Source organism: Kitasatospora sp. NPDC059973, from assembly GCF_042737525.1.
GTDB lineage: Bacteria > Actinomycetota > Actinomycetes > Streptomycetales > Streptomycetaceae > Kitasatospora.
Map to the genome: position 1 here is coordinate 16,073 of NZ_JBHWUI010000003.1, position 14,533 is coordinate 30,605.

At 75.5% G+C, this 14,533-nt stretch carries 1 protein-coding gene; it reads left to right on the top strand.

Going from position 1 to position 14,533, the window contains the following annotated elements:
• Nucleotides 1–186 precede the first annotated feature (186 nt).
• Entirely contained in the window at nucleotides 187–14,529 is a 14,343-nt protein-coding gene (locus ACFWA9_RS01585; RefSeq protein WP_380382306.1) for a type I polyketide synthase, read from the top strand.
• Nucleotides 14,530–14,533 lie beyond the last annotated feature (4 nt).

Here is a 14,533-nt window from a genome sequence, read left to right on the forward strand (position 1 = left end):
TTCAAGTGTTCAACTGCCACGTTGCGCCGCCCAACAGGGGCTGGATACGTTCCTGTTGATGGTGGGCTCGATCATTTGCAGGTATTGAGAACTCTCGATTTTGCCTAATTTCCGCGGTAATCCCGCACCGCGGCTGTGCAGATCAGAACTGGCATATCCTCGGCAAGCAGGGATGGCGGAATTCACATGGCGAACGAAGAAAAGCTCCGCGATTATCTCAAGCTCGTGACGGCTAATCTGCGCCAGGTCCGCCGTCGCCTGGCTGAGGTCGAGGAGCGGAACCAGGAGCCGATCGCGATCGTCGGCATGGGCTGCCGCTTCCCCGGCGGGGTGCAGGGCCCCGAGGAGCTGTGGAGGCTCCTGGCCGAGGGGACCGACGCGATCGGCCCGTTCCCGCAGGACCGCGGGTGGGACCTGGAGAACCTCTACGACCCCGACCCGGACCACCCCGGCACCTCGTACGCGCGCCACGGCGGGTTCATGTACGACGCCACCGAGTTCGACGCGGGCTTCTTCGGCATCTCGCCGCGCGAGGCGGTCGCGATGGATCCGCAGCAGCGCCTGCTGCTGGAGGTGTCCTGGGAGGCGCTCGAACAGGCGGGCATCGACGCCGCCTCGCTGCGCGGCAGCCGGACCGGCGTGTTCGCCGGCGCCTACACCCAGGGTTACGGCACGGACCCGGCGGTGCAGACCGGCGGCTCGGAGGGCCACCTCCTCACCGGCATCGCGACCAGCGTCACCTCGGGGCGCGTGGCGTTCACCCTCGGCCTGGAGGGCCCGGCCGTCACGGTCGACACCGCCTGCTCCTCGTCGCTGGTCTCGCTGCACCTGGCCGCCCAGTCGCTGCGCTCCGGTGAGTGCTCGCTGGCGCTGGTCGGCGGCGCGACGGTGATCTCCAGCCCGTCCGTCTTCGTGGGCTTCTCCCGCCAGCGCGGCACGTCGGTGGACGGGCGCTGCAAGTCCTTCGCCGAGTCGGCGGACGGCTCCGGCTGGGCGGAGGGCGTCGGCGTGCTCGTCGTGGAGCGGCTGTCGGACGCCCGGCGCAACGGGCACAAGGTGCTGGCCGTGATGCGTGGTTCGGCGGCCAACCAGGACGGTGCGTCGAACGGCCTGACCGCGCCGAACGGCCCGGCGCAGCAGCGGGTGATCCGGGCCGCACTGGCGAACGCCGGGGTCCGTGCCGACGAGGTCGACGTGGTGGAGGCGCACGGTTCGGCGACCACCCTGGGCGACCCGATCGAGGCCGAGGCGCTGATCGCCACCTACGGTCAGGAGCGGACCGAGGGCCGGCCGTTGTGGCTGGGCTCGGTGAAGTCGAACATCGGGCACACCCAGGCCGCGGCCGGTGTGGCCGGTGTGATCAAGATGGTGCTGGCCCTCCAGCACGAGCAGCTGCCCGCGACGCTGCACGCGGACGTGCCGACGCCGCACGTGGAGTGGGCGGCCGGGGAGGTCCGGCTGCTCAACGAGGCGGCGGCCTGGCCGACCGGCGAGCACGTGCGCCGGGCCGGCGTGTCGTCGTTCGGGATGAGCGGTACCAACGTCCACATCATCCTGGAGGAGGCCCCGACCGCGGACGGCGAGTCCACGGGGACGGACGAGCCCTCCGGTGAGGACGCGGACGAGGCGGAGGCCCTGGACGAGCCGGCCGGTGAGGCTGCGGCGGTGGCGGTGCTGGAGCCGGCCGGGTCGGTGGCGTGGCCGGTGTCGGCGCAGTCGTCGGAGGCGTTGGCGGGTCAGGCGGATCGGCTGCGGGAGTGGATCGGGGCGCGGCCGTCGTTCGAACCGGTGGATGTGGCGTGGTCGTTGGCGGCGACGCGGTCGGTGTTCGAGCACCGGGCAGTCGTGGTCGGCGGCGGGCGCGAAGAGCTGCTGTCCGGACTGGGCAGCCTGGTGGCCGGGTCCCGTGCGGCCGAGGTGGTGTCCGGTATTGCCCGTTCGGGTGGTCGGACGGCGTTCGTGTTCGCGGGTCAGGGTGCGCAGTGGGTCGGTATGGGCCGTGAACTGGCCCTGTGCAGTCCGGTGTTCGCGGCGCGTCTGGCGGAGTGTGAGGCGGCGCTGGCGCCGTACGTGCCGTGGTCGCTGAGCGAGGTTCTGGCGGGTGCGCCGGGTGCGCCGGAGATCGAGTCCGCTGATGTGGTGCAGCCGGTGCTGTGGGCGGTGATGGTGTCGCTGGCGGCGGTGTGGGAGGCCGCCGGTGTTTCGCCGGACGCGGTGGTCGGTCATTCGCAGGGCGAGATCGCTGCCGCCACGGTGGCCGGGATGCTGTCCCTGGAGGACGGCGCGCGTGTGGTCGCCGTGCGGGCTCGGGCGCTGACGGGTCTGTCGGTGCAGGGTTCGATGGTGTCGGTGGTGATGCCGTCGCAGGCGGTGCGGGAGATCGTCGAGGGCTGGGGCGAGCGCCTTTCGGTCGCGGCAATCAATGGCCCGGCTGCGGTGGTGGTGTCGGGTGAGCCGGAGGCGTTGTCGGAGTTCGAGCGTGAGTTGGCTTCGCGCAAGGTGCTGCGGTGGCGGATCCCGGCGACGGACTTCGTGGCGCATTCGCCGGCGGTGGAGCCGTTGGAGGCGGTGCTGGCGGCGGAGTTGGCCGGGATCGTCCCGCGGGCGGGTCGTGTTCCGATGATCTCCACGGTGACGGGCGAGTGGCTGTCCGGTACGGAGGTGGACGCCGCCTACTGGTTCGCGAACCTGCGGCGGATGGTCCGCTTCGAGGAGGCGGTCCGCACGCTGCTGGGTGGCGGTTACGGCTCGTTCGTCGAGGTGTCCACGCACCCGGTCCTGACGGCGGCGGTGGCGGAGACGGCCGAGGACGCCGGTGTCGCCGACGTCCTGACGGTGGGCACGCTGGAGCGTGACAACGCGGGCGCCTCCCGCCTGCTCACGGCGTTCGCCCAGGCCTACGTCGGCGGCCTGTCGGTCGACTGGAAGGTCGTGCTGCCCGCCGCCGAGGTGGTGGAGCTGCCGACCTACGCCTTCCAGCGCCAGCGGTACTGGCTTCAGGCCCCGGCCCGGACCGTCACCGTCGGCGGGGACGGCTCCGGCACGGCGGCGGAAGCGGAGTTCTGGGCCGCCGTCGAGGGCGGTGACCTGGCCCGGCTCGCGGACACCCTGGCGATCGAGGACCAGCAGCGCCTCGCCGAGGTGCTGCCCGCACTGGCGTCCTGGCGCCGCCGGGAGCAGGACCGCTCCGTGACGGAGGCCTGGCGCTACCGGGTGACCTGGGCCCCGGTGACGGAGCAGTCCGCCGGTGCGCCCGCCGGTCGCTGGCTGGTCGTCACCCCGAGCGGCACCGCCGACGAGGCCTTGGCCCGGCAGTGCACGGCGGCCCTGACCGCCCGCGGCGCCGAGGCGGTGTCCCTCGACGTCCCGGCCGGGACGGTCGACCGGGCGGACCTCGCCGCACTGCTCGCCGAGGCGCTGCCGGACGGCGGGGAGCTGTCCGGCGTGCTGTCGCTGCTGGCGACCGACGAGACCCCCCTGCCGGCCCACCCGGCAGTGTCCACCGGCCTCGGCACGACGCTCGCGCTCGTCCAGGCCCTCGGCGACGCCGGGGTGGCCGCGCCGCTCTGGGTCGCCACCCGCGGCGCCGTCGCGGCCACGCCGGGCGAGGTGCCGGCCGGTCCGGCGCAGGCCCAGGTCTGGGGCCTCGGCCGGGTCGTCGCACTTGAACACCCCGACCGCTGGGGCGGTCTGATCGACCTGCCCGAGGTGCTGGACGACCGGGCGGGCACCCAGCTGGCCGCCGTGCTGGCCGGCTGCGGCGAGGACCAGGTCGCCATCCGGCAGACCGGTGTGCTGGGCCGTCGCCTGACCCGCGCGCCGCAGCCCACGGCGGGCCGGGACTGGACGCCGGGCGGCACCGCCCTGGTCACCGGCGGCACCGACGCCATCGGCGGGCACGTCGCCCGCTGGCTGGCCGACCGCGGTGCGTCCCGGCTGGTGCTGAGCAGCGCCGCGGGCCCCGCCGCTCCCGGTGTCGCCGCGCTGGCGGCCGAACTGGCCGCCCGGGGCTCCCGGGTGGACGTGCTGGCCTGCGACGCGGCCGACCGGTCCGAGCTGGCCGGCCTGCTCGACCGGATCGCGACGACCGGCCCCGCGCTGTCCTCCGTCCTGCACCTCGCGGAGGCCATCGACAACCAGCCGGTCGAGAACCTCGGCCTCGCGGACCTCGCCGCCGTGCTCGCGGTCAAGGCGGAGGCCGCGCGGTGGCTGGACGAGCTGACCGCCGACCTGGACCTCGACGCCTTCGTCCTGTTCTCCTCGGTCGCCGCCGTCTGGGGCGGTGGCCAGCAGCCCGGCTTCTCCGCCGCCAACGCCTCCCTGGACGCCCTGGCGGAGCGCCGGCTGGCCCGGGGCCTGGCCGCCACCTCGGTGGCCTGGGGCCCGTGGAGCGTCGGCGTGATGGGCTCCGGGGACGACGCGGCCCAGCTGGAGCGGCGCGGTCTGCGGCTGCTGGGCCCCGACCCGGCCACCCGCGCGCTGTCCCGGATCCTGGACGGCGGCGAGGCACTGACGACGGTCGTCGACGTGGACTGGGCGCGGTTCGCCCCGCCGTTCACGCTGCGCCGGCGCAGCCCGCTGATCGAGCACCTGCCCGAGGTCGCCGGGGCGCTGGCCGGCGACGGGCCCGACCCGGCCGTCGACCGGGAGGCCGGCACGCCCCTGCGCCGGCAGCTGGCCGACCTGCCGGCCGCCGAGCAGGACCGCACGCTGGTCACCCTGGTCCGGGCCGAGGCCGCCGCGGTGCTGGAGTACTCCTCGCCGGAGGCCATCGGCAGCGGCCGGGCCTTCAGCGAGCTGGGCTTCGACTCGCTGACCGCCGTCGAGCTCCGCAACCGGCTGGGCGCCGCCACCGGCCTCAAGCTGCCCGCCACGCTGCTCTTCGACTACCCGAGCCCGGTGGTGCTGGCCGGCTACCTGCGGACCGAGCTGCTGGGCGACCGGACCGCGAGCGCCGGTGCGGTCGCCGTCACCGGCCGGGCGGCGGCGGACGACGACCCGGTGGTCATCGTCGGCATGGGCTGCCGCTTCCCCGGCGGGGTGCGGAGCCCGGAGGAGCTCTGGGAGATCCTCGACTCGGGCACGGACGCGATCGGTGCCTTCCCGCAGGACCGCGGCTGGGACCTGGACGGCCTCTACGACCCGGACCCGGAGAACCCCGGCACGGCGTACGTGCGCCAGGGCGGGTTCGTCTACAACGCGGCCGAGTTCGACGCCGGCTTCTTCGGCATCAGCCCCCGCGAGGCGCTGGCCATGGACCCGCAGCAGCGGCTCCTGTTGGAGACCTCCTGGGAGGCCCTGGAGCGGGCCGGCATCTCCCAGGCGGCGCTGCGCGGCAGCCGCACCGGCGTGTTCGCGGGTGCGAGCTACGCGGGGTACGGCCTGGTCGGGCCGGACGCCTCGGAGGGCCTGGAGGCGCACCTGCTGACGGGCACCACGACCAGCGTGCTCTCCGGCCGGGTGGCCTACACCTTCGGCCTGGAGGGCCCCGCGGTCACCGTCGACACGGCCTGCTCGTCGGCCCTGGTCGCGGTCAACCTGGCCAGCCAGGCGCTGCGTTCGGGCGAGTGCTCGCTGGCGCTCGCCGGTGGCGCGTTCATCGCCTCCACGCCGGACCTCTTCGTCTGGGTGAGCAAGCAGCGGGGGCTGTCCCCCGACGGCCGGTCGAAGTCGTTCTCGGCCGGGGCGGACGGCATGGGCATCGCCGAGGGCGCGGGCATGGTGGTGCTGGAGCGCCTCTCCGACGCCCGCCGCAACGGGCACCCGGTGCTGGCCGTGGTGCGCGGCTCCGCGGTGAACCAGGACGGCGCGTCGAACGGTCTGACCGCGCCCAACGGACCCTCGCAGCAGCGGGTGATCCGGGCGGCCCTGGCCGACGCCGGGCTGACCACCGCCGACGTGGACGTGGTCGAGGCGCACGGGTCCGGCACGGTGCTCGGCGACCCGATCGAGGCCCAGGCGGTGATCGCCACCTACGGCCAGGACCGGCCGGAGGGCCGGCCGATGTGGCTGGGGTCGGTGAAGTCCAACATCGGTCACACCCAGGGCGCGGCCGGTGTCAGCGGCCTGATCAAGATGGTGCTGGCGCTGCAGCACAGGAACCTGCCGGCCACGCTGCACGCGGACGAGCCCTCGCCGTACGTGGACTGGTCGGCCGGGGACGTCCGGCTGCTCACGGAGTCGCGGCCGTGGGAGACGGACGGACGGCCGCGCCGGGCCGGGGTGTCCTCCTTCGGGGTCAGCGGCACCAACGCCCACCTGATCCTGGAGGAGGCCCCCGAGCCGGCGGCCGTCGAGGCGCCAGCCGGGGACGACCCGGCCCCGGCCCTCTTCGACGCCCCCGGCGCCGGCGCCTGGGTGGTGTCCGGGCGGACGGCGGACGGTCTGCGCCGGCAGGCGGCCCGGCTGGGCGAGTACCTGGCGGCCCGGCCCGGGCTGGACCCGGCGGACGTGGCCTGGTCGCTGGCGGCGACCCGCTCGGTGTACGAGTACCGGGCCGTGGTGACCGGCACCGACCGCGCCGAGCTGGCCGAGGGCCTGGCCGCGGTGGCGGCCGGGGAGCGCGCCCCCGGGGTGGTCGCCGGCACGAGCGCGGCCACCGAGGCGAGCGAGGCGGTCTTCGTCTTCCCCGGGCAGGGCGCCCAGTGGGAGGGCATGGGCCGGGAGCTGCTGGCGGTCTCGCCGGTGTTCGCGGCCCGGCTCGCCGAGTGCGAGCGGGCCCTGGCCCCGCACGTCGACTGGTCGCTGACCGAGGTGCTGGCCGGTGCGGACGGCGCGCCCGCGCTGGACCGCGCCGATGTCGTCCAGCCGGCGCTGTGGGCGGTGATGGTGTCGCTGGCCGCCGTCTGGGAGGCCGCGGGCGTCACCCCGGGTGCGGTGGTCGGTCACTCCCAGGGCGAGATCGCGGCCGCGACGGTGGCCGGGATCCTGTCGCTCGAGGACGCGGCCGAGGTGGTGACGGTCCGCAGCCGGGCGCTGTCCGGGCTCGGCACGGGCGGCGGGATGCTGTCGGTCGTCATGCCCGTCGCGGCGGTGCGCGAGGTGCTGGCCCCGTGGGGCGACCGGCTGGCGGTCGCCGCGGTGAACGGGCCCGCCGCCACCGTGGTCTCCGGCGAGACCGAGGCGCTGGCGGAGTTCGGCGCCGAGCTGGCGGCCCGGCGGGTGATGCGCTGGCCGATCCCGGTGACCGACTTCGTGGCGCACTCGGCCGGGGTCGAGGAACTGGAAGGCGTGCTGACCGAGCGGCTGGCGGGGATCCGGCCGGGGGCCGGGCGGGTCCCGCTGTTCTCCACGGTCGAGTGCCGCTGGATGAACGGCCCGGAGCTGGACGCCGGCTACTGGTTCGCCAACGTCCGCCGCACGGTCCGCTTCGACGAGGCGGTCCGGGAGCTGGCCGCGGCCGGGAACCGGACCTTCGTCGAGGTCTCCCCGCAGCCGGTGCTGACCACCGGGATCGCCGACACGATCGAGGACCTGGGCACGGCCGGCGCCCCGGTGATCACCGGGACGCTGGACCGCGAGAACAGCGGCCCGCGCCGACTGCTCGCGGCGTTCGCCCAGGTGCACGTCGGCGGCACGCCCGTCGACTGGCGCAGGGTCCTGCCTGCCGGGCGCCGCACCGACCTGCCCACCTACGCCTTCCAGCACCAGCGGTACTGGCTCACCGGCTCCCGCGCGGCCGCGCCGGTCGCGGCCGGCGGGGACGGCGCGCCGTCGGAGGCCGAGGCCCGGTTCTGGGCCGCCGTCGAGGGCGGCGACCTCCAGCAGCTCGCCGACACGCTCGCCGTGGACGGACAGCGCTCCTTCGGCGAGGTGCTCCCGTCGCTGGCGTCCTGGCGGCGCCGCGAACGGGACCGGGACGTCACCGGCGGCTGGCGCTACCGGGTCGCCTGGGCCCCCGTCACCGACCCGGCCCCGGCCAAGCCGGCCGGCACCTGGCTGGTGGCCGTCCCGGCGCACCGCACCGGCCGCACCGCGGACCTCGTCGAGGCGTGCGTCCGCGCGCTGGCCGCGCGGGGTGCCCGGGTCGAGGTCGTCGAGGTCGAGACCGGGACGGCCCGGCGCGAGCCGCTGGCCGCCGACCTCGCCCGGGCGCTGCGCGACGCCACCGACGAGGCCGCGCCGCGCGTGACCGGCGTGGTGTCGCTGCTCGGCCTGGACGAGACACCGCTCGCGGAGCGGCCCGTGGTGCCGGCCGGCCTGGCCGCCGGCCTGGCCATGCTGCAGGCACTGGCCGACGCCGCGATCACCGCCCCGCTGTGGACGCTCACCTCCGGGGCGGTCGCCACCGGCCCGGGCGACCCGCTGACCAACCCCGTCCAGGCGCAGGTCTGGGGCCTCGGCCGGGTCGTCTTCCTGGAACAGCCGGACCGCTGGGGCGGTCTGATCGACCTGCCCGCCGTGCTCGACGAACGGGCGGCGAGCCGCCTGTGCACCGTCCTCGCCGGCTGCGGTGAGGACGAGGTGGCGATCCGCCCCGCCGGGATCCTCGGCCGCCGCCTGACCCGGGCCCCGCAGCCCGCGCCCGGCCCGGACTGGACGCCGCGCGGCACCGTGCTGATCACCGGCGGGACCGGCGCGGTCGGCGGGCACGTGGCCCGCTGGCTGGCCGGCCGCGCCGAGCGGATCGTGCTGGCCAGCCGCTCCGGAGCCGCCGCCCGGGGCGCCGTGGCCCTGGCCGCGGACCTGGCGGCCGCCGGGACGGACGTCGAGATCAGCTGCTGCGACAGCGCGGAGCGCGCCGACCTCGCCGGGGTGATCGACCGGATCGCCGCGGGCGGCCCGCCGCTGACCGCCGTCCTGCACACCGCCGGTGTGCTCGACGACGGCGTCCTCGACGGCCTCGACAACGACCGGCTGGCCAGTGCCCTCGCGCCCAAGGCCGCCGGCGCCGTCCACCTCGACGAGCTCACCGCGGACCTCGACCTCGACGCGTTCGTGCTGTTCTCCTCGGCCGCCGCCACCTTCGGCGGCGCGGGCCAGGCCAACTACTCGGCCGCCAACGCCTTCCTGGACGCGCTGGCGGAGCACCGGCGCTCCCGCGGCCTGCCCGCCCGCTCGGTGGCCTGGGGCCCTTGGGCCGGCGAGGGCGTGTCCGGCGGCAGCGAGGCGGCCCGGCAGCGGCTGCGCCGCAACCGCTGGGAGGTCCTGATGGACCCCGAGCTCGCGGTCAAGGCCCTGGGCGGCGTGCTGGCCGGCCCGGACACCGTGCTGACCGTCATGGACCTGGACTGGCCCGCCTTCGCGGCCGCGCCCGGCCAGGCCCAGATCCTGGACGTGCCGTTCCTGCGCGCCCTGCCGGACGCCCAGCGGCTGAAGGCGGCGCAGCGCACCGAGAGCGCCGGCGGACCGCAGGCCGAGGGCGAGCTGGCCCGGAGCCTGAGCGGCCTGTCGCGGGCCGAGCAGGACCGGATCCTGGTGGACACGATCCGCGACGAGGCGGCCGCCGTGCTCGGGCACGCGAGCTCCGACGACGTCGAGGCCGGGCGCGCCTTCAGCGAGCTGGGCTTCGACTCGCTGACCTCGGTCGAGCTGCGCAACCGGATCGCCACCGCGACCGGGCTGCGGCTGCCGACGACGCTGATGTTCGACTACCCCACCCCGACGGTGCTCGCCGAGCACCTGCGGACGGAGCTGCTCGGTGCCCTGGCCGGGCAAGCGTCGGCGCTGGCCGTGCCCACGGCCGCCGCCTCCGACGACGAGCCGGTCGCCATCGTGGCGATGAGCTGCCGGTTCCCCGGCGGGCTCGACACCCCGGAGCAGCTCTGGGACCTGCTGGCGGTGGGCGGCGAGGGCATCTCCGGCCTCCCGCAGGACCGCGGCTGGGACGCGGAGGCGCTCTTCGACCCCGATCCGTCGCACGCCGGGACCAGCTACGCGCGGGAGGGCGGCTTCCTGCACCAGGCGAGCAGCTTCGACGCGGGCTTCTTCGGGATCAGCCCGCGCGAGGCGCTGGCGATGGACCCGCAGCAGCGGCTGATGCTCGAACTGTCCTGGGAGGCCCTGGAGTCCGCCGGACTCGACCCGGCCTCGCTGAGCGGCTCGCGCACCGGTGTGTTCATCGGCGGCTACTCGTCGAACTACGCGCTGGCCAGCATGCAGCTCGGCGGCCAGGACGGCGCCGCGCAGGTCGAGGGCCACCTGGTGACCGGCAACGCGACCAGCATCATCTCCGGCCGGGTCTCCTACGTCCTGGGCCTGGAGGGCCCGGCGCTCACGGTGGACACGGCCTGCTCGTCCTCGCTGGTGGCGCTGCACACGGCCGCCCGGTCGGTGCGGTCGGGCGAGTGCTCGCTGGCGCTGGTCGGCGGGGTCGCCGTGATGGCGACGCCGTGGGAGATGGTGGGCTTCGCCCGGCAGCGCGGACTGGCGGCGGACGGCCGCTCCAAGGCGTTCTCGGCCGCGGCCGACGGCATGGGCATGGGCGAGGGCGCCGGCATGGTGGTGCTGGAGCGGCTCTCCGACGCCCGCCGCAACGGGCACCGGGTGCTCGCGGTGGTGCGCGGTTCGGCGATCAACCAGGACGGCGCCTCCAACGGTCTGACGGCGCCGAACGGTCCCTCGCAGCAGCGGGTGATCCGGTCCGCGCTGGCGAACGCGCGGCTGACCGCCGCCGACGTGGACGTGGTGGAGGCGCACGGCACGGGCACCCCGCTCGGGGACCCGATCGAGGCGCAGGCCCTGCTGGCCACCTACGGCCAGGAACGCGCCGGGGAGCAGCCGCTGTGGCTGGGGTCGGTGAAGTCCAACATCGGGCACACCCAGGCCGCCGCCGGTATGGCCGGGGTGATCAAGATGGTGCTGGCGCTCCAGCACGAGGAGCTGCCGAGGACCCTGCACGTGGACGAGCCCTCGCCGCACGTGGACTGGTCGGCGGGTGAGGTGCGGCTGCTGGCCGAGCCGGTGCCGTGGCCCGCCGGGGACCGCCCGCGTCGTGCGGGTGTGTCGGCCTTCGGGATCAGCGGCACCAACGCGCACGTCATCGTCGAGGAGGCGCCGGCGGCCGTCGAGGCGGAGGAGGCACCCGAGGACCTCGACGCGGCGCCGGTGGTGTCGGGCGCCGGTGCGTGGCTCGTCTCCGGCCGGACGGCCGAGGGGCTGACGGCGCAGGCGGAGCGGCTGCACGACTGGGTGGCGGCGCGGCCGTCGGTGGACCTGGCGGATGTCGCGTGGTCCCTGGCGGCGACGCGGTCGGCGTTCGAGCACCGGGCGGTCGTGCTGGGCACCGGGCCGGCCGAACTGCTGGGTGGCCTGCGGAGCCTGGCCGCCGGGGCGTCTTCGGCCTCGGTGGTGTCGGGTGTGGCGCGGCCGGGTGCCCGGGTGGGTCTGGTCTTCGCGGGTCAGGGTTCGCAGTGGGTCGGGATGGGCCGGGGTCTGTACACGGCGAGCACGGTCTTCGCCGAGGTCTTCGACCGGGTGTCCGGGCTGCTGGAGCTGGAGTTGGGTGTCTCGGTCCGGGACGTCGTGCTCGGCGCCGAGGGTGTGGACGAGGCGCTGGCGAACCAGACCCTGTACGCGCAGGCCGGTCTGTTTGCCTTCGAGGTCGCTGTCGCGGCGGTGCTGGAGGCCGCGGGCGTGACGCCGGACGCGGTGGTCGGTCATTCGGTGGGCGAGGTCGCGGCCGCGTATGTGGCCGGGGTGCTGTCGCTGCCGGACGCGGTGCGGCTGGTGGCGGCGCGGGCACGCTTGATGCAGGCGCTGCCGACGGGCGGGGCGATGGCTGCGGTGAACGCGCCGGAGGCCGAGGTGCTGGCCGAGCTGGTGCCCGGTGTGGTGATCGCGGCGGTCAACGGCCCGGAGTCCGTGGTGGTTTCGGGTGAGGCCGACGCGGTGGACCACGTGGCGGAGCTGTGGCGGGAGCGGGGTCGCCGGGTGCGGCGACTGCGGGTCTCGCACGCCTTCCACTCCCCGGCGATGGACCCGGTGATCGACGAACTCACCGCCGTCGCGGCCGGGTTGGAGTACCACCGGCCGAACCTGATGTGGGCGGGCGCGCTCACCGGTGAGCTGGTCACCGAGCCCGAGGCGGGCTACTGGCCGGCGCAGACCCGCCAGGCGGTGCGCTTCGCCGACGCGGTGGCGACGCTGGCCCGCCAGGGTGTCTCGGTGTTCGTCGAGGTCGGCCCGGACGGGTCGCTCTCCTCGCTGGGCCCGGACATCGCGGCCGGTAGCGGGAGCGAGGGAGCGGTCTTCGTCCCGCTCCAGCGGCGGACCGACGAGAGCGTCACGAGCCTGCTGGCGGGGCTCGCCCGCGCGTACGTCAACGGTGCTGCGGTGGAGTGGAGTTCGGTGCTGCCGACCGGTACGCCGGTCGAGCTGCCCACCTACGCGTTCCGCCACCAGCGGTACTGGCCCAAGGGCGTGCAGACCCCGCCGAACGCCGGCGGGGACGGTACCGGCACGGCCGCCGAGGCGCAGTTCTGGTCCGCCGTCGACGGCGGGGACCTGGGCCGGCTCGCGGACACCCTGGCGATCGAGGACCAGCGGCAGCTCGCCGAGGTGCTGCCCGCCCTGGCGTCCTGGCGCCGCCGGGCGCAGGACCGCTCGGTGACCGCGAACTGGCGGTACCGGGTCGGCTGGGCGCCGGTGGCCGACCCCGCCCCGGCGGAGCTGGCCGGGCACTGGCTGCTGGTGGTCACGCCCGACCAGGCCGAGGAGGAGCTGACGCGGGACTGTGCGCGGGCGCTCGCCGCCCGGGGCGCGGAGGTGGTCACCATGGTGACCACGGAGACCACCGACCAGCAGCGGATGGCCGAGCGGATCGCCGCGACCCTGCCCGAGGCCGGAGTCGCCGGCGTCGTGTCCCTGCTGGCCCTGGACGAGACGCCGCTGCCCGGTCACCCGGTGCTGGCGAACGGCCTCGCCGGGACCCAGACCCTGATCCAGGCCCTCATCCTCCAGGGCGTCCACGCCCCGATGTGGGCGCTCACCCGCGGTGCGGTCGGTGCCACGCCGGACGAGGCGCCGACCAGCCCGGTGCAGGCCCAGAGCTGGGGCCTCGGCCGGGTCGCCACCCTGGAACACCCGGACCACGGCGGCGGGTTGATCGACCTCCCGGCCGAGTTCGACGAGCAGGCCGCGGCGCGGCTCTGCGCGGTGCTCGCCGAGTGCGGCGAGGACCAGGTCGCGATCCGGCCGGCCGGGATCTTCGGCCGCCGGCTCACCCGGGCTCCGCGACCCCGCGACGGCGCGGCGCAGTTCGTGCCGCGCGGGACCGTCCTGATCACCGGCGGGACCGGCGCGATCGGCGGCCACGTCGGGCGCTGGCTGGCCGGCCGGGGCGCCAAGCGGCTCGTCCTGACCAGCCGGTCCGGCGCCGGAGCGGCGGGGACGGCCGCGCTGGCCGCCGAGTTGGCGACGATCGGCGCCCAGGTCGACGTCTTCGCCTGCGACGCGGCCGAGGACGCCGCGCTGGCCGGGGTGATCGCCAGGATCGGTGCGGGCGGCCCGCCGCTGACCGCGGTCATGCACGCCGCCGGTCTGGCGCAGGCGACCGCGCTGGACGACGTCTCGGTGGAGGAACTGGCGACGGTCCTGGCCGCCAAGGCCGCGGGCGCCGCCAGCCTCGACCGGCTGACGGCCGGTCTGGAGCTGGACGCGTTCGTCCTGTTCTCCTCCATCGCCGCCACCTGGGGCAGCGGTCTCCAGGCCGGCTACGCCGCCGCCAACTCCTACCTGGACGCACTGGCGGAGAACCGGCTGGCCCGGGGCCTGGCCGCCACCTCGGTGGCCTGGGGCCCGTGGGGCGGCGGCGGAATGACCGACGCGGAGGGCGCGGCCCAGATGACCCGCCGCGGTCTGCGCCTGATCGATCCCGACCACGCGATCCGGGCGCTGGCCCAGGTGCTCGACGGCCGAGACCCGATGATGACCGTCGTGGACGTGGACTGGGCGCGCTTCGCGCCGCCGTTCACGCTGCGCCGGCCCAGCCCGCTGATCGAGAGCCTGCCCGAGGTCGTCGAGGTGCTGGCCGGGAAGGGTGGCGACACCGGTCCGGCCGAGTCGCCGGCCGGGAACGCGCTGGCACAGCAGCTGGCGGAACTGCCCCGGGTGGAACAGGACCGGTTGCTGACCGACCTGGTCCGGACCGAGGCCGCCGCCGTCCTGGGACACCCGAGCATCGAGTCCGTCGAGGCCGACCGGGCCTTCAACGACCTCGGAGCCGACTCGCTGACCGCCGTCGAACTGCGCGACCGGCTGGGCGCGGCCACCGGCCTGCGCCTGCCCAGCACCCTGCTGTTCGACTACCCCACCTCGGCCGCGCTCGCCGACCACCTGCGGGCCGGTCTGACCGAGGAGACCAGTCCGGCCCAGCCCGTGCTGGCCGAACTGGACAAGCTGGAGGGCATGCTCGCCGCACTCGCCGGCGACGACGAATCCACGCTGATCACGAACCGCCTCGAAGTCGTCCTTTCCAAGTGGAAGGAGGCTCGGGCACAGACCGCCGAGACCGGAGTTGCGGAGAAGCTCGAATCGTCAACCGACGACGAAGTCTTCGATTTCATCGGCAAAGAACTCGGAATCCACTGACTCG